Consider the following 23,800-nt stretch of genomic DNA (forward strand, 5'->3'; position numbering starts at 1 on the left):
TGCGGGCGTCTGTCAGCTCGGGGTGGCTCGGCCGTAGCACGGCGCACCCCACAGACCGACACCGGTGGTTTGTGCATTCGCCTGTGCGGCAGTGATGTTCGCGGCCTCGCTCAGTCGCTGATCGCCGAAGACGTACGCGCGGGCCATCCCGGACTCTGCGGCGACGACGCTGTAGTTACGCCCATCGGGCAACACCACGTAGCGCAGCAGGCGGCCGTAGCGGTCGTGGTCGGAGATCAGAGCCGGGTCACCGGTGAGGGTGACAGTGGCGTGATCGAGCAGTTGGTGAGCCCAGGTGCTCGCTTCCGGGCCCCAGCACCCCACCGGTGCATCCGGGTCGACGGTCTCGGGAGTGTCGATACCGAGGACCCGCACGCGCACCGGATCGCCGCCGGTGGCCGGCCGAACATCGACGGTGTCACCGTCGATGACCCGCTCCACCACACCCGAGACGGGGGCGGGCATCGCTGCGGCCGGATCGAGCACGGTTTCGGGAACACACCCCGACACGAGCGCTGCCATCGCGGCAGCAGCGCACGGGACGGCGACGATCGAACGGCGCTGCCGACGAACGGAATTCGCACTCACGGCGGCGCTCACGAGGGCTGCACCCCGGACGCAGCGAACACGCACGTGGTCCAGACCGCCCACATCACCGCCAGGATGCAGAACAGTCCGACCGCGTTTCTCGTCGCGGTGACGCTCCACCGACGACCCCGGGTGTAGTCGAGGTAGACGGTGATAACGCTTCCGATGGTCAGCGCGAAGTTGATGACGATGACCGCCCACCACCCTTGCGCGATCACATCGGTGGTCGGCGCGACCCGATCGTCGGCAACGGTCGAGTCAGGCAGTGCCCACTCTGCGATCGGAACCGACCAGGCCAGCCACCACGTCACAGCGACGGTCGCGAGCGCGACCAGTGCACGGGCGCGGTCGTGGGAGGTGAACTCCGAGTGTGGAACCGGGACTGTGGACATGGCGGTCACTCCTCGCTGCCCGCGGTGGTGGTCATCGGGGCGGTGGTCAGAGGGGCGAGGGTCGGCAACGTCCGGGACGTGGCGCTGCCCGAGGCCTGCGGCAGAGTCGGGGAGGTACGCGGAGTGGCCGTGGTCGGCAGTGTCGAGCTGCCCGGTGTCGAGCTGCCCGGCGTCGACGAGGCGGTCGCGCTGTCACCGGATGCGAGGGCGGATGCGAGGCGGGAGAACCATTCGACGGTGAACTTCGCCGGAGTCTCACCGTTGTCGGTGACCGGAACCTGATCGTAGGTGCCGTGCAGGCGCACGGTGTCCCAGTAGCGGACGTCGGTGGCCAGCGTCAACAGGCCCTGGTTCTCCTCGACTCCCTGGGTGATCTCGTGGTAGATCTTGCGCTGCACCGAGGAGATGGTGGCCGGCGGGAACAGGTCGACGACCGCGGCACCTACCTTGGCTCCGAGCGATGCGAGAGCGACCGGAGGGTTGGACAGGCCCACGGTGGCCAGTTCGGTGATCGTGGCGGGGGTGAGGACTTTCTTCGCGACGGTCACCGCCGCGCCCAGGCCCATCACACCGGCCTTGACGACGGCGCGGATGATCTTCGCGTCGGCATCGGGGGTGTCCGAGGCGGGAGCGGAGTTCTCCGCCAACCGGCCCAGGACGGTCTTGCCGCCGCTGGAGACGGTGAACTTTCCGTTCTTGAAGTCGACGTCGTTGGTGACCACGTCGGCGGCGGTGCGCAGCGAGGCTCCGCCGACTGCGCCGGCGAGGTCGATGAGGGTCTGCTGCGGGTCCTGCTCCTGCAGGTGCAGTTGACCGGCGATGTTGGTGACGGTCGATGCGATGGTCGACTTGGCGGGCATCGAGCACGCGAGATCCCCGGGGGTGCAGAACTGTGCGACTCGGCCCGAGAGCTGCCCGAACGTGGCGGTACTGCTCGAGGATCCGGGTTGTGTGGCGGAGCTGCCGGTCGATCCGGACGCCGATGCGACGCCGATGGTGGGGGCGATGCCGCCGCCGTCTGCGGCCGCCGCGGTCACCGTCAGGCCGTCGAGGTCATCGGCGGGGACCCCGGGAGGCGGGGTCGGCTGGTTCGGGGTCTTGGAGCCCGGGAACACCGGCGACGAGGCGGGGCGGGTCGGGTCGGAGAACAGTGCGACTGCGGCGACGTCCTTGGCGGGGATCGGCCCCTTCCCGGATCCGATGAGGCGGGCGATTTCGGAGGCGACCTGTGCCCCTTGTGAGTAGCCGGCCAGGGCGACCGGTGATCCGGGGCAGCGGGCGGCGTAGTCGGCGAGGAATTTCGATCCGGACTCCAAGCCGTCTGCAATGGACTGTGTGTAGGGGAGGTTGGTGCTGTCGCCGGGTTTGCCGCCGAAGCTCGCGGCGTAGGGGATCAGCGTGCGGCCGATCTCGTCGGCGTGGTCGGCGGCCGTGCGCAGGGGGATGGTGATCGCTGTGCCGAGGAATCCGGTATCGAGGTCGGTCTCGGCGGCATCACCCGATTCGCCGGTGCCCTGCCAACCGAAGACGTGCAGAACATCGCAGCTGACCGAATCAGGTTGTGCTGGTTGGGCATGTGCGACTCCGGCGGTAGCGATCGTCACCGCGGCCGAGAGGGCGGCCGCGGTAGCGGTGATCGCCAGTCGGGTCCTGGCATGTCCGCGGGGTGGGGCTGTGGTGGTCATCGGGTTCTCCGTCCGTCGGTGAGCGTGAAATCTGTTGTGTTGTCGGCAGTTCGGTAGTCGCTGAACAACAGTCGATGGATGCGTTCGGTCTCACTGGGAACGGCGGTGCGTGGGACCGCAGGAGCAGGCGCGTCCGGCCACGGACGGGGCGTCGGCCGAGCTGTGCCGGTGCGATAACCGGGTGGGGCGCTTCTGTACGAGAGGCGGCTGGGGTTGGTCATCGCTGCTCGGCCTTCGGGTGAGTGCGGGTGTGCACGGTGTGCGCTGCGGCGAACGACGAGCTCGACAGCAGAGCGGGGTCGATCTCGATCCCTGCTGCGATCTCCGGGTCGTAGGGCAGGTGGTGCACCCCGGCGACCCGGCCGGCGAGCGCCTCGGTCAGCGGGCCGGTGACGTGGTCGACCCCGGGACGCTGTGAGGTGACCAGAAGTTGGACGGCGTGCCCCATCTGCGAGGCTCCGAGGCGTTGGCGCAGCATGGACAGGACCGGGCGGGCCGCGTTCGCCGCTCCTGCTCGGTCGTCGATGGTGACCACGATGTGGTCGGCAAGATCCGCCACGGCCTCGAACCACGGTGAACCCACCGATGCGCCGGCGTCGACGATCACCGACCGACCCATCGCACGGAGCGCCGCTACCGCATCTGCCAGTGGTGAGTGTTGTTCTGCCAGTGTCCGATCGCGGGCGATGGCGCACCAGCCGGTCTCGGGTAGGGCGGCCGGTACTCCGCTGTCACCGACGAACCAGTCCTGCCAGTAGGTGGGGTAACGCTGTCCTGCGGGGGCGCGGGTGGACAGGTCGCCGCCGACGGGTGTTCCGTCGAGGGCGATCACGGGCGAGGTGCTGTCCGAGGCAGCGATCAATGCCAGGAGCACCGTGGCCACGGTGGCACCGGATCCGCCGTGGGCACCGGCGACCACGACCACCACCGGGTCGTCGGACGCACCGGTGTCGGGACGGGGCGCGGTAGGAGCAGCAGGCTCGGGTGCTGGGCTCTCGTCGCTCTCGGTGGCGGGAGTCAGCCACGCCAGATATCCGGGGTCCGTGCTGGATTCGGTCATTCAGGGGCCCTACCGATCGCGGTGATGACGGCGCTGGTGCCGTCGGGAGTGCGTTGGGTGGTCATGGCGGAGGCAAACCGCTTCTGCTCGCCGCCGGGGCGGCGCTCGATCAGCGTCACTCGGTACTGCGAGGGGCCCAGCGGAGTGGTCAGGACGCAGTGATCGGTCCCGGCGGGGATGGCGGCGATCGCGGCAGCGAATTCGTCGGGTTTGACCGTCACTCCCGGTGCGAGTTGAGCGTTGACGGCGGCCATGTCGCGGGAGAGGTAGTAGGCGTCCTCGATGCGGCCGATGACGGCCAGCTCCGGGTCCGGGGAATCCGCGGATGCGTGCTGGCCACCGGTCTGCTGCGCGCACCACTCGGCCGCGGTGAGCACCTTCGGGGCGGTCGTCGTCGGGGCCGTGGTGGTCGTGGGTGCGGCGGTCTCGGAGTGGTCGAGGAGGTGCGGCGCGGCGACGGGAGACGGTGCCTCGTCGGGGCCGGTGAGTACGAGAACGCCGGTCGTGGCCAGCGTTGCGATCGCGGCCAGTGATCCGGTCACCGCGAGAGCGGCGCGATTGCGTCGCAGCCAGCTCTCCCGCGGCGTCGACGGGCCGGATGTCACGGCCGAGGCGGTGTCGGGTGCGCTCTGCACGGTGGTGGGCGCGGCGGCGTCGAGCACGGCCTGCCACGGCGGTACGGCCGGCGTCGACGCCGGCAGGGTGAGAACTCGTCCGCCACGATCGGCGGGCTGGTCGAGATCGGAGTAGGCCCGCGGCGGGGCTGTAGGGAGCGTCGACGGCTCGGAGGCGTCGGGCCGCTGCGATGTCGGAGGGCTCGACTCGGCGGGCAGCGGGGCGAACCACTGGTCGTCGTCGGTATTGGAGACAGCCATCTGCGGTGTCCTCCTTTCTCGAAAGGTCTGTGTGGGTGGGGCGGTGGCCGGGTATCGGGCACGACCGGTGGTGGCCGGTCGTGCCCGATCGGTCAGGCCGGGACGGGTGCGAATGCAGCCAGCGCGTCGCTCACGGCCTTGTTGGCCTGGTCGAGAACGGGAGCTGCTGCGGACTGCGCGGCCGCGACGGTCTGTGCCACGGCGGGCTGCTCGAGGGCCTTGGAGGTGAAGCCCTGCGCCGCTTCGACGGCAGGTGCGGCCCACACCGACGCATCGTCGACGGCTTTGTCGACGATCGGCGCGGCGTTCGCAGCGGCGGTGTCGACGGCCGCGAGAACCTGGCGGCCGTTCGGATCGGCCGCGAGGGTGTCGCGAACCTGCCCGACTGCTCCGGGGAGATCGACCGTTGCGGCGGGCGGGATGGTCGGGACGCTGTCCGCGGCCGGGGGAACCACCGCCGGTGCGGGTGCCGGTTCGGTGATGGTTTCGGCCTGTCCACCGGCGAGGCCGGCACCGATCAGACCGCCGACCACCGCGCCGGCGGCAGTGGAGCTGAGGACGAGCGGAGTGGAGATGGCCGCTCCGACGCCGGCCCCTGCCAGCGCAGCGGCACCGGGGACGAAGATGTAGCCCAATGGCCCGGCGAAGATCACCGCGGGAGTGGCTGCGGTGGTCGCGGCCAGACCGGCCAGGCCACCGATCGCGGCACCGCCGACAGTGATGCCCGCGGCCGGGCCCAGAGCCAGACCGAATCCGGTCACACCACCGACGACAGCACCGGTCGCTGTACCTGCGGCGATCCTGTCAGCGCGAGGGGCGTCGGCAAATCCGTTGTCCACCAACCAGTTGCCGCCCCGGGCCTGCAGGTCCTGGCCGGTGTTACTGATCTGGCGAGCAAGGCGCGGATCGAGCAGGTTCGGGTCGTACGGGACCGGGTCCGCGCCGACGAGGATGTAGTTGCCTTCGGGCGTCTCGATCGGAGCAATTCGGGTGCGCTGCACCGTCGGGACCGGCGGCGGCTCGGGAGCGGCCTGTAGGGCCGGGGGCGCTTGCACGGTCGGAGGAGCCGACGGAGTTGTTTCCTCGTAGTACGCCGGCTGCACCGAACGCTGCTGCCGACCCTGCTTGTAATCGTCGACCGTACGCGGCGACTGCCACTGCACATCCGGCGTCGAGGTGTAGCCGGGAATGAACCCGCCCTCCGGCTCGACTGGTGCCGTTGGAGCGGTCGTGGACAAACCCGGCTGACCCGGAGTCGTCGTAGACAGTCCAGGCTGCACCTCGTCAGCGAACGCGGGACCTGCGAACGCGGCTGCTACCGCCACCGTGGCCGTGGCCACCAGCGCGGAGCGCGAGGCAGTCGCCACACGGCGATGCCTCCCACGAGAGTTGTTGTTGTTCTTCAACATTCTTCCTTTCGATGGACAGCTGACGACCCGGATGAGCTCACTGAGTTGGGACAGCATGTGGTGTGTAGTCGAGGGGTGATGCGGGCGAATCGAGCTATTGCACAGTGGATTCCGGTGGCCGTTGGAAGTGGGATCGGAAGGTATGAGACTTCCGATACCACCCCCACCAGCACCGCCACTACTTCCCGAGATACGACTGAAGCGACTGGACGAAAAGAATCCACTGCAAGAAAAACGGCACTAGTCGAGATCCTCTCTGTGAGAACGGGTATCAGATCGGAGGGTGATGTCCCGGCGGGGTCGCGCAGCACTGAACATGATGAAATGCGCTCGCTGCGCGACCCTCGCGCCGGTCCACCGGTCGAGCTACAGGACGTCGGGGAGTTCCTGTAACTCACGAGTGGGACTATCAGCGAAAGCCCACTCGGATCGGGTTGCAGTCTGCGCTGCCAGGTCTAAGGCTTATGGGTAGGAATGGATCGCTCGTTGCGGGATGTGGGTGGACCCCACTCGGCTAGCAGGGCTCCGTCGTCGCCGATGAATTGGTGGCGACCGGAGTGACCGTGGTCGAGCGAGCACGCAATCAAGTCGCCATGTGTCCGATTCGTGACGATTGCCGGGCAGAACTGACGCTGTGCGAGAGGATTTGGCTCAATCGCATTCCGGGCGGCACTCACTTTGGTTCGCCCCCGTAACCTCGGCGAGAGGGGGAATGTCGGTCAAATGCGCATGCCGTCGCACCTCGTCCGTATTGGCCCAATGCTGAACTTCGACGATTGCGAACACTGGGCTCAGCAGTAGGCAGCAACTGCGGTGCGGCAAGGGTGGACGCGAACATGTAGAACTCCCGACAGGAATGATCGGACGGAACCTGGGAGCAGACCGTCCTGATGTCCCGCGCTACAAGCAGTGCCGAGATCGACAAGCACCGAGGAATCCCTTTTGGGCGCGCATCAGGACTGTAGAACAGGTTTGGTGCACCGCGCAATCGCTTCAGCTTGGTGTAACTCAAATCGAATGAGCGCATACGCGCAACAGTAACGCGCAACTATAAAACTCTCAACAGTTCGAGGTCTTGGTGGATCGAGGAAGATGGGACTGTCTTGGAAGGTCGACAGGAAGTTGGGACAGTGCCGCGAAGCGGAGTTCGTGGGTTCCGCGCTGACCGTTTACGCGAGCTACGGGTACGTGCGGGGTTCAGTGCTGACGACCTCGCGGCGAAAGTGGGCGCGACTAGGCAGGCCGTATCGACGTGGGAAACGGGGCGCTCGACTCCACCTCCTGCGACTCTTGGTCGAATTGCGAAAGCCCTGCGAACATCTGTCGCGGCGTTGGTTCCGATTCCCGAGGCGCAGCTCAAGTTGTCCGACCTGAGAGTTCATGCAGCGTTGTCGCAGGGTGACGCTGCTCAGCAAATCGGGGTGTCGACTACCGTTCTCGCTGACATTGAACATGGAAGGAAGCCCGAGACAGAGGAACGTGTCGAGTTGCTTGCCCGCGCGTACGGTGTGACGACTCAAACCGTGGCCGCTGCGTGGCGGAGGACTCGGGATGCCCGCTCGACACGCGCGCAGGCATTGTAAAAAACGCAACTTATAAACGCACTCCCGCATCGGCCCGATCGGCCGCGGTCAGTCCACTCCGGTCCTTGTAGGTCCGCGCGAGTCTGAGAACAATTTCAGTCTCTCTCAAGCTCGGTCAGTGTCACGAGCGCGGCTGTGGTGTGCTGATCGAGTGACACTAGAACGCCGTCCAAGTGCATCGGCTTCCACCCGCCGTCGAGCGCTCTGAATCGGAGAACTCCGCTAGTTCGTTCGCGTGCTAGAGCGTTGGACATCTGCTTCGCAATTGGTAAGTCGTCCGGATGGATTGCCGGTGCCGGTTGATGGGGAAGGTTCTCCCAGCAAATATTCGGCGGCGGTTCAGAGTTGTACCAACGCAACAAGTTTAGCGTCCGGAGATTCACAAGTGCCCGAAACTCACCATCCTTGGTAGATGCCTCCAGGACGCGGTGCTCGAGGATCGTGGGTGGGGGAGCAGTGCTGATTTCTCCTGCGGGGCCGATGTCGTGAGTGATTCCGCGAAGGATGACTTGATCACCTGCAGTGGTGTTTTCGCGAATCATTCGACAAGAGAAGTGTGCTGCTCGAAGTTCCCCATCGTCTCTGCGTACAGTCCAGACGGCCTGATGAATCGTTCCAGGCGCAGAGTGCACGATCTTGGCCATTGCCTCGCTCTCGTCGCGATTCGTAACGAGCCGGGTGAAGGCACCTGCGAGTGCACGCTGAGTTTCGCGCTCGGCTTCCGGCACGCGATAAAGGTCGAGGAGGTCGTCGCTACCACTCGCGGTACTGCTGGTCAGATTGAATTGCCACGCCCCAGCGGCATCCCGTGGAGGTGGTGTCTCCTCGTGGCGGCCGAGCCACAGCCACACTCCGTGGATGTGGCCAGCGAAAGTCCGAAGGGGTTCTGCAAGTACACGTCTGTGGCCATCGCGGGACCGTCCGTCCAGGGGAGACCCGCCAGAGAGCACCTCGGCTGTCGCAGCCCGAGCATCGTCACGGCTCGACGCGCTCCGAAAGAGCTTTTGGAGTGGGACGAAGCTCTTCGGCGACGACCCAAGCCCGATAACGGACGGCTCCGCTTCACCGAAAGTCTCTATCAAGATCCAATTGTTCGACATCGTTGACCGACCCCCCGCAGGTCTTGTTTGTGGATTGTCTATGGGCTGTGGTTAGTCAGTGCCTTCGCAGTGCCTTCGCAGTGCCTGCAGTGCAGGAAGGATCTGCGTGTAATGAGGGCCGAGCACCCGTGTGGTTACGTCCACGAGGCGGGCGTCCTGCCCCACTATCACTTGCGACTTGCCTTTCCACGCTCCCGCAATGATCTTTCGAGCAGCATCTTCGGGGGCGGTTCGGGCTATGCGGCGGTCGAAGAGCTCGGCGGTGCGGGCCTGGTCGACGCTGGGTGCGGACCGTGCTGTCCTGGCGATCGATGTCTTTAGTCCGCCGGGGATGACGCACGTCGCGCGGGCGGTTCGTGATGCCAGCCGCAGCTCCTGGTTCAACGCTTCGGTGAAGCCGCGGACAGCAAATTTTGAAGAGTTATAGGCCGAATAGCCCGGTGCGGACATGAACCCGAATGCTGATGAGACGTTCACAATTCGACCTCGGCGCGATTTCAGGATGTCTGTAAGGAAGGCCCGAGAGCTAATCACCACACTCTCGAAGTTGGTCGCCATCACGAGATCGAAGTCGGCTGGAGGAGTGTCGATGACGTCGCCGCTGTAAAGAACGCCTGCGACGTTGAAGACCGCATCAAGACCGTCGAGTGCTTTGCTTGAAGATGCTGCCCACGAGTCGATCTCGTTGCGATTGGCGACGTCGACACGGGTCGCGCGTGCGATCTCCGTCGTGGCAGCACATCGGGACTGTGTGTCGAGGAGAGCGTCGTAGTTCTTGTCGGCGAGCGCGAGTGACCAATTGTGTCGTGCTAGTTGCAAGGCGATCTCGCGGCCCACGCCCGAACCTGCGCCGGTAACTGCTGCCTTCCATGGCCCTGGCATCTGACCGCGCCTCCCGCACCTCGCTGCCTTTGGTAACTAGGCACAGTAACGAACGGCTTGCGGTCGCGCTAGCAACCAGTTGGTCTGTACTTCGGTTTGTATCGAATGTGTAGCGCCGATAGCCGGTCACGTTCCCTGGGTCGGGCCAAATCTAGTCGGGACGCGGCTCTACCGGTTGGCCTAGTTCGGCAACTGCCGGGTGTTCGTCGCGGATGTCCTTCACCCCCCCATGGGCACGCCATTTCTCCTGGCCAGATGCAACAGGCAGTACGTCGCTGGTACACCTGCATAGATGACGCTCTAGAGTCGTCGTGTACTGCTCAGGGAAAGATCAACTCGATCGAGCCGCGCGCTTCGTGAGGCAGGCTGAGCAAGGTGTCGCAGAACGCCACGATGCTGGTCAGTTCATTGTTCTGGGCCGCTTCGCGGGCCCGCCTCAAGTATTTCTCAGACCGCCCCGCATTGGGTTCGAGCTGCCCACGAAGCGCGCTGGCGACGACGGCGTGGACGGGAAATTGACTCTCGCACAGTAGGTCTACAGCCTGACGCGCTTGTTCGGTGCCATCGAGCCGGTAGGCGAGACCCTGTGCTAGTTCAAGAATCAACGCTTGGCGGCCGAAGGTCGCCATAGGGGCTGTTCGATTTTCGATTTCCAGAGACTTGGCAAGGGCAACGTAGCCCGCTGTGTCGTTGCGCAAGCGCATCGCGGTCAGTTGAACCGTTCGAAGGCTGACGAGCGCGGTGCGATTACCCTCCGCAGAAAATCGCCCGATAGCACTCTCGAGCCGCGTCAGCGCACGTGCCACGTCTCTATTGTCCTTGTCTGCCAACAACAGACATGACTCGATAAAGTCTGCCCAAGCCATCCACCGGGTGTCAGTAATCATCGCGATCGGTCTGAAATAGCCTTCGAAAACTGTACGAAGTTCGCCGAATCGGCCAGCCCACAACAGGCTGTGACACCAATGGAAGATCGCACCGCACCGCACCGCGCTGTTAGTACTGCGGCTCTCACGTGCAGCCTGCCCCGCCTCGGCTATGACGTCAGTGTGGTTGCCCAACATCTTTTGAGAGCCCCAGCGTAGGCCGCGCAGCGCATCGGTCAGTTCGCCCTGCGTTCTGAGCAGTTCGTCGGTGTGGCTCACGACGGTCACGTGGTCGCTGACGCCGTACCGCTGGACCAGATGAAAATGATGGAGGCGATCGCGCCATACCAGGAGCCGCGGCGTGGCCGCCGGGATCCACCGCCAGCCTGCCGCGGCCACGCGCGCAGTTGCAGACGGAGTGTTCAGCCACGCTTGAGTCAGAAGCCTGAAAGCGACGCTGCTGGTGCCGGGAACGCAGATGCTGCGCCACAGGAGTCGACGGGCACGCGGACCGTCTCCGAGTGTCTGTGCAAAACGAGCTCGCGCTATCCGCCCCGATCGCGGGGGGCGGGCAGCGTCGTGGGATGCTCTATCATCCAGCAAACTGTCTTGTCTTGCCACGTCGACATTGGAGACGAGCCTATTGTCCCGGCACCATTTTACGAAGTCCCAGGACGGGTTGTAGTCGGGCTCCCCAGCCCGCCCGATATGGGGTTGAGCGGCGGGGAACCTTACAGAGGGAAGGGGTCTCAGCACTCGCGCTTTGTGTTCGCGTTCGGTTTCGCTTCCGGGCCGATCGAACCACAGAATGTGTTGGCCCCCAGTAATCACGTCGCGCCAGATATTTTGAAAATCGACGTCTCGCCCGCTGTAGCCGACAAATACGATGTGTGTACTGTTTGCGAGGTCATCCCGTAGTCGAGTGAGCCATTCGTTGGCCAGCGGACGAAGAACATCGGCCGGTGTGATGATGAAACTACCGCCGAGTGTGCCGTGCGGTTTGAGTAACTCGCCGATTGCACTGTGGGGCTGGGGTTGTCGCGGCCAAGCAACAACGTCGATCTCGTGGCCTAAGTCTGCAGCCGCATCTTCGATGTACTTGTCAAAGTTGACCGTCCACACCTTGGCCCCAGCTGCACACAATTCAGCAAGAACGTCATGGGCGGCGTTGGCCCGAGCGTCAGCTGGGGAGAGCACATCGCGAAGCCATGGTGCCAGGTCGGTGCCAGCTTCCATTAGTCTACCGAAAAACGGCTCCGGAGCCATGTCTCGGATAACCTTCTGGTTGGCAGAGGGATCTGCATTCCAGTCGGTTTGAACGTAATCCCTAAACCCGAGCTGAGTAAGCACAGCGTCGCGCATCGAGTTGAACGACGGCAGACTGGTTGGCGCACTCATAGACACGCCGGCACCTGCGAACACAAATAGGTCAGAACTCGTTGCAGGTGCCTTGCCGGCGGCTGTCATAGCTCAGACTATAGCGAGCGGGCCGCTTGAACCGCTGCTGTGGCGTGGCGGCGGCGGCTTCATCGTTCTGCGCGGCAGTTGTCACCCGTTAGCTCAGCGGTCGCGGTGCTCACGGCGGACGTCTTCAAACGGAGAACGCCAACGAGTTGATGAGCGCATGGAAGCCGACAGCAGCCCAAACCGGAATTGGCAGTTCATGACGATTTCGCACGAAGCGCGCTGCAGCAGAACCTCAATATGCAGAGGTCTTCGGGTCACTCTGCACATCAAGACTGGTCGATTGCTCAGCACCTCGCCGACGGTACCCGCTAGCGCAGCCGCCGTCAGGATTCTGATGGCGGTGTTGGTCTCACCTGCGGGAGGCAGAGCGGTTGGTCTACTGGCTAACACGCTATTCGCTCTCAGGAAAGCCTTGTTACTTAGCTAGGGCGACTTCGTTTCTTATGCGTCGCGGAAATGTGGCGTCCGGGCCAGACTCCTTGAAATCTCTGCACAGGAGGATTCACCAAGGTCTACATCGAGACTTGATTGAAGACCTGGTTTGCTGCACGCTCGCCTCAGATTTCACTCAAGAGCGGAGTAGGCCTCCGTAAGGCGTCGGCTCGACCCGTTCAAGCTCACCCTCTAGTCCGAGATCAGCTCGCGCCAATCGGTAGAACTCCTCACGAGCTGGCGAGGTCAAAGCCATCAACTCCATGAACTCCTGACCAGCTCCCTCGAATTCGACACCGTGCGCTTGCCTCAGCGACCACACTGTCGACTGCCATCGACGTGCGGCGGAGACAGTCTCGGGATTAGCAAGCAGAATTACGGCTTCAAACGCATTGGCCCTTGCACTCTCGGCACTGGTGAGCGTCTGAGCCTCGGTGGCGTAGTCGAGGGTGGCGTGGTGTATCCAAGTACCCGGCCAGCGATGTTCCGCGAACATCACGTGTAGCCGAAGTTCATGTTTGATCGCCGCAGCGAAAGCCGCATACGCACCATGCCGGGTGGTGTCCCACCTCAATTTCTCTTCGCTTAGCCATTTCGACTTTTCACGCGAGGCTATGAAAAACTGCGTTACAACTGATGCTGCTATCGCGGCCGTCGCCGCGATAATGGCGGGCCACACAGACTCCATCGCCCCTCACTCCTGTTTTGTTCCCCAAGCCCAGACTTGCCTCGTTGCTAACAGTACCGATGGACAAATGTTACGCGCTAATTTTATGGGTGGTGTGACTCGATTGATTTGCTCACCAAGCAGCGTCACTGCTTGGTGCCAACGGGTTTCGCCTTTTCGTAGCCGGTCGGACGGCCGTTAACTGTGCAAAGTGAGCCGCAGTGGCTAGTTCGCCAAACTATTGAACAGTAATAATTCGACGGAATGACGATGTCTGGGCATGATCCGTACTGTGCAAATTTGGTCACAAGAAAGTTGCAGAATGTTCCTGCCACTGGTTGATCTGCTGATGTAAGTTCCGAGAACGTCGTTGGTCGCGGCGAGTGTGCTCCTAGCAAGGTGAATCACCCCAGGTTTGATGCCGCTTCCTTCTGAGTCAGGAAGGATGAGCACATGCCCAAGAAAATCGATCCGGAGGTCCGCTCGAGGGCCCTGCGGTTGCTGGACGCACACGCAGCGGAATACGCCTCGCTGACCGCCGCGGCGGAGGCGATCGCCAAGCAAGTCGGTGTCGGTCAGGAGACGGTGCGGCGTTGGGCCGTGCAAGCCCAGGTCGACCAAGGCGCCCGCGCCGGCACTACCTCGAAAGAATCGGCGGAGATCAAAAAGCTCAAGGCCGAGAACAAGCAGCTGCGCGAAGACGTCGCCATCCTCAAAGCGGCGACAACTTTCTTCGCGGGGGAACTCGACCCCCGCAACCGATGATCATCGCTTTCATAGATTCGTTGCGCGCCAACGGTTCTGCGGTCGAGTCGATCTGCCGTGTCCTGAGCGATCAGGGCTGCAAGATCGCCGCACGGACCTACCGAGCATGGCGTTCACGCAAGCCGGCCGCACGCTCCGTCTCCGACGCTCACGTCATCGACGCGGTCAGGGATCTCGTGTGGACCACCGACGCCCACGGCCGGCGGAAGATGACACCGGAAGGGTTGTACGGCAGGGTGAAGGTGCGCGCACATCTGGACCGGACCGTACTGCCCGGGGTGTCCTACGGTGCGGTGGACCGTGCAATGAAAGCGCTCTGCCACAACGGTATTCGCCGAGCGAAGGGAATCAGAACCACGATCCGATCGGCGGACGGCGTGCGAGCAGGTGACCTGCTGAACCGACAGTTCCGGGCCGAGGAACCGAATCGGGTATGGGTCACCGACTTCACATATTGCCGAACATGGGCCGGGTGGGTGTACGTGGTGTTCATCATCGACGTGTTCTCCCGGCGGATCGTCGCCTGGCACGCCTCGATGTCGAAGACCGTGGACCTGGTGACGATTCCACTCCGCATGGCGCTGTGGCAGCGCCGCCGCGAAGGTCACCCGGTGAAAGCAGCTGAGCTGATACATCATTCGGACGCGGGTAGCCAGTACACGTCCGTGAAGCTGACCGAGAAGTTGGCGCTCGAGAACATCGCCGCGTCCATCGGATCGGTCGGGGACGCCTACGACAACGCCCTCGTCGAGTCGGCGAACGGGTTGTACAAGACCGAGTGCATCCGAACGACGATCTTCCACTCGGGGCCGTACAAGACGATCACAGACGTCGAGTACGCGACCGCCGGTTGGGTCGAGTGGTACAACGTCAAGCGCCTTCATTCCAGCATCGGCCACATGCCCCCGATCGAATACGAAACACTCCACTACGCTGACCTCACCACCGAGGATCAGCCCCAACTGGAGGCGGCACAAAACCTAGGGTGATTCAAGGAGTTGCGCGGTGGTGGTCGAGCGGGAATTCGTGCGGTGGATGGAGTGCTCGAAGCAGTTCAATACCCTTCCATCCAGGGGAGCGGCCCTCGCCGTCAGCGGTGCAATGGGCACGCGCCGCAACGAAGAAGGACTGATCCGTGCTCGCGACGCATGACAAACAGTCTTGTCACCGCGGTCGTCGTGTACGCGCGTGCCGGTGCAATGTGGCAAGAATCTGAGAATTACCTCCAGGTCGGCGAGTCTGCATCCGGCTTGGCCGTCCAACTTGGTTCTACAGCGCACCTACGTGGCAACCTGAGTGCGCAGTTCGCGGATCGGATTGTGTTCATCGGTGGGACAGCCGTGGCTCGAACGCATTTGGTCGACAGTCGTCAGACTGGGTTACCTCCCGAGTTCGCGCGGCTTCCGATGCGGATGGTGCGAGCCGAGCTTGCGAGGCTGACGGACTTGGGTCTATTGCACCGGGTGGCGACAGGCTTCTACAAGGCGGTGCCCGACAGTCAGGTCGGGACCGAGTGGATGCCGGGTTGGAGGCAGCGGTGGCCCGTATCGCTGTCTCGGCTTACGGTCCCGATGACGCCGTCGTGATGGGTGTCAGCGCGGCCCGCTTGCACGGTGCCATTCCGCGGGCGTTGGCGACTGCGGTGGTAGCTGTGCCGACGCGACATGACCCGATTCGGTTGGCGGATCGTCTGGCGGTGGTTAGGGTCGTGGTGAGTGACACGGCTCGTCTGGATGCGGGGCGGATCGATACCGATTTGGGTGCGGTGTTGGTGTCTACTGCTGAGCAGACGGTGTTGGATTTGGTGAAGCGTCCGGGTCTCGGTGATGCCGAGGGCGTTGTGTGGACGGCGGTGGAGCAGTTGTATCGACGGTGTGACCCGAATGTGGTGGCCGAGATCGCAGGAGCTCTGACGATGCGAACGACGTTGGTGCGGTTGCGCGATCGGTTGGGGGAGCAGCGGTGAATGCAGACGAGTTGGCCTAGGTGGCCGCGCAATTAAGTGCGCGCTTCGCGGATCGGATTGTGTTCATCGGCAGGACAGCGTTGGCTCGAACCCATCTGCGCGATAATTCCAACCTCATGGTGGTCGGCACCCAACGCTCCCTAATCGCAAAGGATACTGCGAGTCCACGCCACTGGCACCCTCGCAGGGTGGTGTTTGACCCGAGCAAGTATGCCGAATTCGTGAAAAGTGGCTACTTCCGAAGAGTCGGGCCCGACAGCCATTGTTGCTAAACGATTGTCATCGACTTCGTGATGGTAGCGATGAGCTCGTCTTCACTTAGTCGTGGATAGTGGTGCCCGCCCTCGAATCCATGCACAACTAATGGATGTCGAGTGGCGCGGCTCCACGAATCGAGTTCGTCGATTGAACAAGTGACGTCGGCCTTGCCGCCCATGGCCACGATCGGGGCATTGAGTGGGGACAGTTCGGCGGGACGATGACCATCCAACAGACGTAGGTCCGACCGTAGCGGCGGCAATATCAACGGCCAGAGTTTCGGCAGATCGTATACAGCATCGTCGACATCGCTCAGAGTCCGCATCGCCTCGACCAGCTCTGCGTCAGGCAGCAGATGTTTAGTTTCGCTCAGCAGGGCGCTAGGAGCGGGGCGCCCGGAAACGAAGACGGCCTCGACCAGGTATGTGTCTAAAGACTCCAATGCCTGCGCCACTTCGTACGCAACCGCCGAGCCCATGCTGTGACCGAAAAGTGTGAGCGGGAGTTCGGCGAGCGCTGGCATCTCGGCAACTATCGCTGCGACCAAATCGCCCATGTCCTCTATGCAGGGCTCACTTAGTCTGTCTTGGCGCCCAGGGTACTGAACCGCTACTACTTCGACTGATGACGGGAACTTGTCCGTCCAGGACGAATAAGCATGTGCGGTTCCCCCAGCATGAGGAAAGCAGACGATCCGCTGAGTGACCTCGACCGGTCTGGCCACCTGGCGTCTGAACCACCGCGAGGTGGTCGAAGTCGAGCCGTGAAGTCCAGGAGCCACCGGTCAACCTTCCGTCGTCAAGGTGGGCAAAAACGACGGGCGCCGTTCTTCGTACGCTGCAACAGCATCTGTGTGCCGCAGACTCACGCCGACGTGGTCGAGGCCCTCCATGAACCGCCATCGGGTGTAATCGTCGATGAGAAACTGGGCCACGAAATCGAGGTGTCTGATCGTCCGGTCACGCAGATCTACTGCGACGGGGACAGTCGGATCCACCTCCAATGACTTCCAGAGCATCTCGACGTCTTCGGTCGCGAGTTGCGCGGCTAGCAAGCCGGCATTGCCCGCGTTGCCGCGAAAGATGTCGCCGAACCTCGACGAGATGACGACGCGAAAGCCGAAGTCCTGCAGTGCCCACACGGCGTGTTCGCGTGAAGATCCTGTACCGAAGTCAGGGCCGGCAACCAAGATGCTCCCGCCATCGTAGGGATGCCTGTTGAGTATGAAGTCGGCATCATGTCGCCACGAGGCGAACAAACCGTCTTCGAACCCAGAGCGCGTGATGCGCTTGAGATATTCGGCAGGAATGATCTGGTCGGTATCGACGTCCGACCGAAGCAGCGGCACGCCGATTCCAGAGTGGGTGATGAACTGCTTCACAGCGATGTCCCGTCTGTTGGGAGTAGGTCCCGTGGTGCCGACAAGGTTCCACGAATTGCGGTGGCGGCCGCTACCGCGGGCGAAACCAAGTGCGTGCGGCCGTGTTTGCCTTGTCGCCCCTCGAAGTTGCGGTTTGAGGTCGAGGCCGAGCGCTCGCCTGGCTTGAGTCGATCAGGGTTCATCGCCAGACACATCGAGCACCCGGGCTGACGCCACTCCGCCCCCGCCGCAGTGAAGATCTCGCCCAATCCTTCAGCTTCGGCCTGCTCACGTACCTGGTGGGACCCTGGAACAATGAGTACGCGCAAACCGTCGGCAACTTGGCGTTCGTTCAGGATCTCCGCGACGACACGCAGGTCTTCGATGCGTCCGTTGGTGCACGAACCGATGAATACGGTGTCGACGGGCACCTCGCGTAAGGGAGTACCAGGCTGCAGGCCCATGTACTCCAGCGCTCGTGTCATCGCCCCACGGTCGTTGTCGTCAAGGCAGTGTGCAGGGTCGGGGATTGCCTCACCGAGCGGAAGACCTTGGGCGGGCGTTGTTCCCCACGTGACGAAGGGGGTCAGTGTGCTGGCATCGATTCTGATCTCGCGATCGAATCGACTTCCCTCGTCGGTCGTCAACGCTCGCCAGTTCGCAACTGCCTGGTCCCAGTCGCCCGCGCTCGGTGCGTAACGACGCGCACGAAGGTAATCGAAGGTAACGTCGTCCGGTGCGACTAGCCCAGCGCGGGCACCCGCCTCGATCGACATGTTGCACATGGTCATTCGTGATTCCATCGACATCGCTCGAACCGCTGCGCCTCGGTACTCGATAACGTGCCCCTGTGCTCCACCGGTGCCGATCGTGGCGATGATCGACAGGATGAGGTCCTTGCTGCTGACGTCTGCAGGAAGTGCACCGTCGATGGTGACAGACATGGTCCGGAACGGCCGCAGTGGCAAAGTCTGAGTAGCCAAGACATGCTCGACCTCACTGGTTCCGATCCCGAAGGCGAGTGCGCCAAAGGCCCCGTGGGTCGACGTGTGGCTATCTCCACAGACGATTGTCATGCCGGGCTGAGTCAAGCCGAGTTGTGGACCGATTACGTGCACGATGCCCTGGTCAGGGTCACCCATCGAATGGAGAAGAATCCCGTACTCAGCACAGTTCTTCCGGAGAGTCTCCACCTGAGTACGCGACACCACATCGACGATAGGACGGTCGAGGTCAGTGGTCGGCACGTTGTGATCCTCGGTAGCGATCGTCAGATCGGGCCGTCGCACCGATCGCTTGGCAAGCCTCAGACCGTCAAAGGCTTGGGGACTGGTCACCTCGTGCAGCAGGTGTAGATCGATGTAGAGCAGATCTGGCTCGGCTCGATCGTCGGCGCTGCCGGGAACGACAACGTGAGCATCCCAGATCTTTTCGGCGAGCGTGCGGGGTGGTGTCACTTGAGATCTCCTTTATCGTCCAGCGGCAGATGCGAGGCGGTCGCCTACATCGCGGGTTCCGGGACGCAAACCGGGAGTTCGACCGCGAAGTTCACCTCGAACAGCGTTCTCCACCTTTACGGCAGACTCACGGTGACCGAGGTGCCCGAGCATCAGTGCGATCGATTTCACCGCTGCTACGGGGTCCGCCACGAACTGTCCCGCGATGTCGGGTGCGCTGCCGTGCACGGGCTCGAACATCGAAGGGTTGGTACCGGAACTGTCGATGTTCCCGCTCGCGGCGAGTCCGATTCCGCCGCTGATCGCCGCGACGAGGTCCGTGATGATGTCCCCGAACAAATTGTCCGTGACGATGACATCGAATGCTCCGGGATTGTTCACCAGGTGCACCGTCGTCGCATCCACATGCTGGTATCTCACGGTAACGGTGGGAAAATCGAGTCCGACCTGATCGACGACCCGTTGCCAAAGCGATCCTGCGAAGGTCAAGACGTTTGTCTTGTGCACGAGAGTCAGATGTTGTCGTCGGTCGAGGGCTGCTCGGAAGGCAAAGCGGACGACGCGTTCGATACCGTACGCAGTATTCGTGCTCGTCTCGATGGCTATCTCGTGAGGCGTCCCTACTCGAATGGCCCCGCCGGTGCCTGTGTAAGGTCCTTCGGTTCCCTCTCGGATCACCAGAAGGTCCATCGGGGGATTGCCTGCCAGAGGGCCAACTAGGTCGGGTTCCGTTGTGGCCGGCCGAAGGTTGACGTGGTGGTCAAGAGCAAAACGCAGTTCAAGCAACAGGCCGCGCTCCAGAATGCCAGGAGCAACGTCGGGGTGACCTATCGCCCCGAGGAGAATCGCATCGTGCAGGCGAAGCTCCTCGAGGACGGTGCGAGGCAGCAATTCCCCACTGGCAAGGTACCGCGTCGCGCCCAAGTCGTACATGGTGCAATCGACGTCCGGTTGGACCACGTCGAGAACCTTCAGGGCCTCGGCCGTGACCTCTGGACCAATCCCGTCGCCGGGTATCACCGCGAGCTTCATTACCCCTCCTGTGCCTGTGCAGATGAGTCCGGAGATGCCAACGGCACTCCAGACGTCGACGGAATGTGACTGGGAACGTCCTCCTCGTCGCCGATGGTGATCGTTCCGCCATACTCGAGCATCAGCACCGAGGCACCCCCTTCACTGACTGGTTTGTGGCGGCGTCCGCGACGAACCACGAACAGGGAGCCACGCGGCAACTCGACGGCGCTTTGCACCCCGTCCTCAGAAAGAAGCTCGATTTTCAGACGGCCATCGAGGACAAGAAACAATTCATCCGTATCAGCATGTGAATGCCAGATGTATTCACCGTGAAATTTCGCTACTCGCGCCTCGTGATCATTGACTTTGGCGACGATTCGAGGGTTCCAGAGGTCATCGATTCCTGCGAGAACACTCTCCAGATCGATTGCGACATCAAGCATGGGAAAACCATTGCATGGATCGCGAAAGGCCGAAACCCGGCACGGTGCATCCTTTTTCGATCCTTTTATCTTCCTGCACAACTGCCACTCGACGCCGTGACGTGGGCGGGACACTGTGCGGCAACGTGGCCGCGGTCAAGAGCTTTCCCGATGCTGAAAGTACGGAGGACGAGTGAGCTTGGTCATGTCACCGGCAATGGATTCGGTGCCGCATTGGAACGCACAGGCATCGTCTCCGATGCCTTTCGGTCGATACGGGAAAAATACTCATGCACAGCGGGTTTCGGATATGTGGCCGGTGCCTGAGGTTCTGCGGGCACCTCTCTGGAGTTCAGTCGACCTCAGAGACGGAAATCAGTCGCTCCCGAACCCGATGGATCGTCGACGCAAGCAGGCTATGTTCGACCTCCTGGTTCGCATCGGATTCAAAGACATCGAGGTTGGGTATCCGTCGGCCAGTCGGGCAGATTTCGATTTTGTTCGACATCTGATCGAGAACGACCTCATTCCTGATGATGTCACGATTGGTGTATTCACCCCCGCGAAAACGGAACTTATCGATCGAACGTTCGAGGCCCTAGCCGGCGCATCGAAAGCGATGGTGCATCTTTGCAACGCCACTGCTTGTCTGTGGCGCGAAGCCGTATTCGGGATGACTACAGCCCAGGTGCGAGAGATGGTCGACACTTCGGCAACCCACATGATGCGCCGAGCGAACGCGATCACGTCGACGAATTTTCGATTCGAATATTCGCCCGAGACGTTCAATGTGACGGAGCCGGACTTCGCATTGGAAATATCTGACCGCGTCGCCTCGATTTGCGACGCCTCGGTAGACCGACCCTTGGTTCTGAACTTGCCGACCACCGTCGAGACAGATACACCGAACGTCTTTGCCAATCAGATCGACTTCATGAATCGAAATCTCGATCGCCGGGATTCGATCATCCTGTCCGTTCACCCTCACAACGACCGCGGCACAGCGGTCGCCTCTGCTGAACTGGCCATGATGAGCGGTGCGGATCGAGTTGAAGGCACTCTCTTCGGTAACGGCGAGCGCACGGGCAATGTGTGCCTGGTGACGCTAGCACTGAACATGTTCAGTCAGGGCATCGATCCTCAGTTGGATTTCACCGATATCGACTCTGTGCGCAGGACGGTGGAGTCCTGTAATCAGATGGAAGTACACCCGCGGCATCCATACGTCGGCGACCTCGTCTACACGGCGTTCTCTGGAACTCATCAAGACGCAATATCGAAAGGGATGACCGCGGTGACATCCCTGGCGGACCGGACAGGTATGTCCAGGGATTCCGTGCCGTGGGACGTGCCTTACCTACCTATTGATCCGATGGACGTGGGCCGTACCTACGAATCAATAGTTCGGGTCAACAGCCAGTCCGGGAAAGGCGGGATCGCGCACGTTCTGGAGCACCAGCACGGACTGCGACTACCGAAATCGATGCGGCGCGAGGTTGCAACAGTCGTCCAAGCGGTGGTGGACACCAGCGGGGCCGAGCTCGAGGTATCAGAGCTCTGGGCACTTTTTCGGGAAGAGTATGTCGACAAGCAGGTTCCATTCCTTTTCAAAGAGGCCTTGGTAGACCGTTCTCGGACCGGAGGTCTCGTCGCGATTACGGTGCATTTGGCTGGCGGCGATGGCGCAGAAGTTGTAGTCACCGGCGAGTCAGACACCGTCGAAGCCGCCTTCGAAGAGGGATTACGCGATCAAGGTTATGCCGCCGAAATCGACGAGCTCGTAGTCGACTCGTCCGATGAAGGTCGGAATATTGCATACGCCCGCTTGACGGTGAACGGGCTCCAAACAATGGGAGTTGGCATCGACGACGTCGCCGAGAACGCAACCCTCAAGGCACTCGTCGTCGCTCTCAACAGGGCGGAACTTAGCTCATGACCACCTCGACGGCGCTGCAAGGCTTGACTATCACAAGAGCTACCGAGCCTTTTGTTCACCACGAGTTCGAGCGGCATGCCGCACGATTCCCGAATCGAACGGCCGTAACAGCGGGGGAGCGCAGCCTGACCTATCGGCAACTCGATGACCAAGCGAACAGACTCGCCCACCTACTTCTCGGGCGCGGAATAGGTCGCGGAGACGTGGTAGGAATCTGCATGGACAGGACCCCCGCACTGGTTGTGGCCTTGCTAGGGGTGCTCAAGGCCGGTGCGGCGTACGTTCCTTTGGATACCAGCTATCCGCAAGATCGATTGCGTCGGATGGTGGAACAGCTGCCCGGGCTGTCGTTGGTGTGCTGCACTGCAGACACCGAAGAGATGACACCACGGGACCGCGACACTCTGGTGATGTCTCTCGACGGCTCGTCGAATGACATCGAAGCCCACACCAGCGACCGGCCGCACGTGACATTGAGCCCGGAAGACCTTTGCTATGTTGTCTTCACCTCTGGTTCGACTGGAACGCCCAAGGCAGTGTCAGTTCGCCACCGCGGTTGGCACAATCTGCTCACGTGGCTTGTCCTTGAGTACGGACTCGACGACACGGCACACAACTTGGTCGTCAGCTCGTTCGGCTTCGATATCACTCAACGAAGCCTGCTCACTCCGCTCTTTTGCGGAGCACGCCTTGACCTCCTCCCGAGCCGCAGCTTCGATGCCGCGATGGCCTACCGCATCATCAGCACCTCACAGGTGCGGACTCTGCACTGCCCACCGAGCACGCTGTATCTGTTGATCGACAGGGACAGTACGAGGGAGGAGGATGGGCTCAGGTCACTGCGCTACGTCTTCATCGGCGGTGAAGCACTGACGATCGCCCGTGTCGAGAGTTGGGCGAAGGGCCGCGGGCACCAGTGCACTTTGTTGCACCAGTATGGAGTATCCGAATGTACTGACGTTGCTACATCGCATGTCCTGGCTGACTATGACCGATACGCCGACGGCCATGTTCCTGTCGGAACGCCGGTGTATAACACTGCAATTCACATTCTCGACGACGACCTCCGCGACGTTGAGCGTGGCGAGACCGGTGAGGTGTGCATCTCGGGAGCCGGCGTCGGAGCAGGCTATCTCGGAGCCTCTGAAACGTCGTCAGCGCGCTTCACTGTCGTTGATCGCGAGGGCGCGGCTCTGCCGATCTATCGCACTGGCGACCGCGGGTTCATCACCGCCGATGACGAGCTGGTGGTCGTCGGCCGGATGGATTCGCAAGTCAAGATTCGTGGGAACAGGATTGATCTGGGTGATGTCGACTACGCATTGCGTCGAAGCTCGGCAGTGCGTGACGCCGCGGTCGTGGCAGTGGCCAACGATGCCGGCGAGTTGGACTTGGTTGCTTTCGTGATCTCTGCCGACTCAGACTCAGACTTCGACCCTCGGCGCCTGCGCGAAGATCTCCATTCATCGATTCCCAAAGCCATGATTCCCGCAAAATTCATCGAAACCTCTGAATTCCCAATGACTCCCAACAACAAGGTCGATCGCAAAGCTCTCGTCGACGCCGCCTCTGTGCGGCTCTGACCACCGTTACTACCATCACCACCAGGAGAATCC

21 protein-coding genes are annotated in these 23,800 nt (G+C 62.2%); 6 read left to right on the forward strand and 15 right to left on the reverse strand.

Translation table 11 applies throughout. The annotated features are described in order from the left end of the window. Positions 1 to 12: 12 nt before the first annotated feature. The 6 genes from AB0O58_RS15310 to AB0O58_RS15335 all read right to left on the reverse strand — a co-directional run bounded on the left by AB0O58_RS15310 (position 13) and on the right by AB0O58_RS15335 (position 5,967). Positions 13 to 600, reverse strand: coding sequence for a thermonuclease family protein (locus AB0O58_RS15310; RefSeq protein ID WP_366238419.1), 588 nt, complete (start codon positions 598 to 600; stop codon positions 13 to 15). Further along, positions 597 to 980, reverse strand: a complete 384-nt coding sequence (locus AB0O58_RS15315) for a hypothetical protein (RefSeq protein ID WP_366238420.1) — start codon at positions 978 to 980, stop codon at positions 597 to 599. The genes AB0O58_RS15310 and AB0O58_RS15315 overlap by 4 nt, the downstream gene beginning before the upstream one ends. Before the next feature lie 5 nt (positions 981 to 985). Continuing rightward, the gene (locus tag AB0O58_RS15320) at positions 986 to 2,665 is read right to left on the reverse strand and encodes a cutinase family protein (protein ID WP_366238421.1); all 1,680 of its coding nucleotides are present in this window, start codon (positions 2,663 to 2,665) and stop codon (positions 986 to 988) included. A gap of 217 nt (positions 2,666 to 2,882) precedes the next feature. Further along, on the reverse strand, positions 2,883 to 3,725 hold the full coding sequence (locus AB0O58_RS15325; RefSeq protein WP_366238422.1) for a hypothetical protein: 843 nt from the start codon (positions 3,723 to 3,725) through the stop codon (positions 2,883 to 2,885). Beyond that, positions 3,722 to 4,600 carry a hypothetical protein gene (locus AB0O58_RS15330; RefSeq protein WP_366238423.1) on the reverse strand — a complete coding sequence of 293 codons (879 nt, stop codon included), beginning with the start codon at positions 4,598 to 4,600 and terminating at the stop codon, positions 3,722 to 3,724. Before AB0O58_RS15330 ends, AB0O58_RS15325 begins: the two co-directional genes overlap by 4 nt. 92 nt (positions 4,601 to 4,692) lie before the next feature. Next, positions 4,693 to 5,967 carry a hypothetical protein gene (locus AB0O58_RS15335; protein ID WP_366238424.1) on the reverse strand — a complete coding sequence of 425 codons (1,275 nt, stop codon included), beginning with the start codon at positions 5,965 to 5,967 and terminating at the stop codon, positions 4,693 to 4,695. Positions 5,968 to 7,139: 1,172 nt separating this feature from the next. Between AB0O58_RS15335 and AB0O58_RS15340 the strand changes: the two genes are divergently transcribed. Further along, positions 7,140 to 7,592: a helix-turn-helix transcriptional regulator gene (locus AB0O58_RS15340; RefSeq protein ID WP_366238425.1), complete on the forward strand. Its 453-nt coding sequence runs from the start codon at positions 7,140 to 7,142 to the stop codon at positions 7,590 to 7,592. A gap of 95 nt (positions 7,593 to 7,687) precedes the next feature. Here the strand turns inward: AB0O58_RS15340 and AB0O58_RS15345 are convergent, their stop codons facing one another. From AB0O58_RS15345 to AB0O58_RS15360, 4 genes are all read right to left on the reverse strand, one after another. Next, entirely contained in the window at positions 7,688 to 8,692 is a 1,005-nt protein-coding gene (locus tag AB0O58_RS15345; protein ID WP_366238426.1) for a GAF domain-containing protein, read from the reverse strand. Between the two features lie 51 nt (positions 8,693 to 8,743). After that, entirely contained in the window at positions 8,744 to 9,574 is an 831-nt protein-coding gene (locus AB0O58_RS15350; RefSeq protein ID WP_366238427.1) for an SDR family oxidoreductase, read from the reverse strand. Between the two features lie 320 nt (positions 9,575 to 9,894). After that, on the reverse strand, positions 9,895 to 11,907 hold the full coding sequence (locus tag AB0O58_RS15355; RefSeq protein WP_366238428.1) for an SIR2 family protein: 2,013 nt from the start codon (positions 11,905 to 11,907) through the stop codon (positions 9,895 to 9,897). A 568-nt stretch (positions 11,908 to 12,475) separates the two neighbouring features. Further along, complete coding sequence (locus tag AB0O58_RS15360) at positions 12,476 to 13,027, reverse strand: hypothetical protein (RefSeq protein WP_366238429.1); 552 nt, start codon at positions 13,025 to 13,027, stop codon at positions 12,476 to 12,478. A 432-nt stretch (positions 13,028 to 13,459) separates the two neighbouring features. On the opposite strand from AB0O58_RS15360, the gene AB0O58_RS15365 reads away from it, so the two are divergent. From AB0O58_RS15365 to AB0O58_RS15375, 3 genes are all read left to right on the forward strand, one after another. Beyond that, positions 13,460 to 14,760, forward strand: a protein-coding gene (locus tag AB0O58_RS15365) for an IS3 family transposase (protein ID WP_366238430.1) whose coding sequence is annotated in 2 segments (ribosomal slippage) — positions 13,460 to 13,733 and positions 13,733 to 14,760 — 1,302 coding nt in all. Because the reading frame shifts where the segments join, the coding sequence is not laid out codon by codon here. Positions 14,761 to 14,776: 16 nt separating this feature from the next. Then, positions 14,777 to 14,923 carry a hypothetical protein gene (locus AB0O58_RS15370; RefSeq protein ID WP_366238431.1) on the forward strand — a complete coding sequence of 49 codons (147 nt, stop codon included), beginning with the start codon at positions 14,777 to 14,779 and terminating at the stop codon, positions 14,921 to 14,923. Positions 14,924 to 15,284: 361 nt separating this feature from the next. Further along, positions 15,285 to 15,737 carry a type IV toxin-antitoxin system AbiEi family antitoxin gene (locus AB0O58_RS15375; protein ID WP_366238432.1) on the forward strand — a complete coding sequence of 151 codons (453 nt, stop codon included), beginning with the start codon at positions 15,285 to 15,287 and terminating at the stop codon, positions 15,735 to 15,737. A gap of 268 nt (positions 15,738 to 16,005) precedes the next feature. Here AB0O58_RS15375 and AB0O58_RS15380 read toward each other — a convergent pair whose 3' ends face one another. From AB0O58_RS15380 to AB0O58_RS15400, 5 genes are read right to left on the reverse strand one after another with little or no spacing between them, the layout of a single operon-like run. Next, positions 16,006 to 16,776 carry an alpha/beta fold hydrolase gene (locus AB0O58_RS15380; RefSeq protein ID WP_366238433.1) on the reverse strand — a complete coding sequence of 257 codons (771 nt, stop codon included), beginning with the start codon at positions 16,774 to 16,776 and terminating at the stop codon, positions 16,006 to 16,008. 3 nt (positions 16,777 to 16,779) lie between these two features. Then, positions 16,780 to 17,376, reverse strand: a complete 597-nt coding sequence (leuD, locus tag AB0O58_RS15385; RefSeq protein ID WP_366238434.1) for a 3-isopropylmalate dehydratase small subunit — start codon at positions 17,374 to 17,376, stop codon at positions 16,780 to 16,782. Beyond that, the gene (gene leuC, locus AB0O58_RS15390) at positions 17,373 to 18,812 is read right to left on the reverse strand and encodes a 3-isopropylmalate dehydratase large subunit (RefSeq protein ID WP_366238435.1); all 1,440 of its coding nucleotides are present in this window, start codon (positions 18,810 to 18,812) and stop codon (positions 17,373 to 17,375) included. The genes leuD and leuC overlap by 4 nt, the downstream gene beginning before the upstream one ends. Positions 18,813 to 18,824: 12 nt before the next feature. Further along, the gene (locus tag AB0O58_RS15395) at positions 18,825 to 19,844 is read right to left on the reverse strand and encodes a 3-isopropylmalate dehydrogenase (protein ID WP_366238436.1); all 1,020 of its coding nucleotides are present in this window, start codon (positions 19,842 to 19,844) and stop codon (positions 18,825 to 18,827) included. Next, complete coding sequence (locus tag AB0O58_RS15400; RefSeq protein WP_366238437.1) at positions 19,844 to 20,269, reverse strand: cupin domain-containing protein; 426 nt, start codon at positions 20,267 to 20,269, stop codon at positions 19,844 to 19,846. Before AB0O58_RS15400 ends, AB0O58_RS15395 begins: the two co-directional genes overlap by 1 nt. 172 nt (positions 20,270 to 20,441) lie before the next feature. On the opposite strand from AB0O58_RS15400, the gene AB0O58_RS15405 reads away from it, so the two are divergent. After that, positions 20,442 to 22,184, forward strand: coding sequence for a 2-isopropylmalate synthase (locus AB0O58_RS15405; protein ID WP_366238438.1), 1,743 nt, complete (start codon positions 20,442 to 20,444; stop codon positions 22,182 to 22,184). Beyond that, positions 22,181 to 23,767: an amino acid adenylation domain-containing protein gene (locus AB0O58_RS15410; protein ID WP_366238439.1), complete on the forward strand. Its 1,587-nt coding sequence runs from the start codon at positions 22,181 to 22,183 to the stop codon at positions 23,765 to 23,767. The genes AB0O58_RS15405 and AB0O58_RS15410 overlap by 4 nt, the downstream gene beginning before the upstream one ends. Positions 23,768 to 23,800 lie beyond the last annotated feature (33 nt).

The organism is Rhodococcus sp. NPDC080181 (genome assembly GCF_040702225.1).
GTDB classification, from domain to species: Bacteria; Actinomycetota; Actinomycetes; order Mycobacteriales; family Mycobacteriaceae; genus Rhodococcoides; species Rhodococcoides fascians.

Bases quoted from the DNA above. Each gene is read 5' to 3' on its own strand.
- AB0O58_RS15315 (WP_366238420.1), bottom strand. From the start codon at position 980: ATGTCCACAGTCCCGGTTCCACACTCGGAGTTCACCTCCCACGACCGC.
- AB0O58_RS15320 (WP_366238421.1), bottom strand. From the start codon at position 2,665: ATGACCACCACAGCCCCACCCCGCGGACATGCCAGGACCCGACTGGCG.
- AB0O58_RS15325 (WP_366238422.1), bottom strand. From the start codon at position 3,725: ATGACCGAATCCAGCACGGACCCCGGATATCTGGCGTGGCTGACTCCC.
- AB0O58_RS15330 (WP_366238423.1), bottom strand. From the start codon at position 4,600: ATGGCTGTCTCCAATACCGACGACGACCAGTGGTTCGCCCCGCTGCCC.
- AB0O58_RS15345 (WP_366238426.1), bottom strand. From the start codon at position 8,692: ATGTCGAACAATTGGATCTTGATAGAGACTTTCGGTGAAGCGGAGCCG.
- AB0O58_RS15350 (WP_366238427.1), bottom strand. From the start codon at position 9,574: ATGCCAGGGCCATGGAAGGCAGCAGTTACCGGCGCAGGTTCGGGCGTG.
- AB0O58_RS15355 (WP_366238428.1), bottom strand. From the start codon at position 11,907: ATGACAGCCGCCGGCAAGGCACCTGCAACGAGTTCTGACCTATTTGTG.
- AB0O58_RS15360 (WP_366238429.1), bottom strand. From the start codon at position 13,027: ATGGAGTCTGTGTGGCCCGCCATTATCGCGGCGACGGCCGCGATAGCA.
- AB0O58_RS15395 (WP_366238436.1), bottom strand. From the start codon at position 19,844: ATGAAGCTCGCGGTGATACCCGGCGACGGGATTGGTCCAGAGGTCACG.
- AB0O58_RS15400 (WP_366238437.1), bottom strand. From the start codon at position 20,269: ATGCTTGATGTCGCAATCGATCTGGAGAGTGTTCTCGCAGGAATCGAT.
- AB0O58_RS15410 (WP_366238439.1), top strand. From the start codon at position 22,181: ATGACCACCTCGACGGCGCTGCAAGGCTTGACTATCACAAGAGCTACC.